Raw genomic sequence first — 269 nt, forward strand, 5'->3', positions numbered from 1 at the left:
AGCCATCACCCAGGCACAATTCCGATACCCGGACGCGAGCCTTGCTGAAGTCACCCGAGCAGAACAACGCGGCATCAACATGCGCCAACTGAAACGAATCGCGGCGACCAACTGGCGGGAAAACCCGACCAACATTCACATCCTCGCACCGACCGGAACAGGGAAAACATACATAGTCTGCGCCATCGGCGTCGCCGCATGCCAAGCCGGATACTCCGTGGCCTACTACCGGCTAGACCAACTCGTAGACATGTTGGCGGTCTTCTCAC

Annotated in this window: 1 protein-coding gene; it reads left to right on the forward strand. The window is 58.4% G+C overall.

Annotated elements, in window-relative coordinates; translation table 11 throughout:
* The coding region (locus HMPREF2656_RS00260; RefSeq protein WP_168167510.1) for an ATP-binding protein at window positions 1–269 on the forward strand (269 nt) is incomplete at both ends.

Origin of the sequence: Corynebacterium sp. HMSC034B08 (assembly GCF_001835805.1) — a bacterium.
GTDB lineage: Bacteria > Actinomycetota > Actinomycetes > Mycobacteriales > Mycobacteriaceae > Corynebacterium > Corynebacterium coyleae.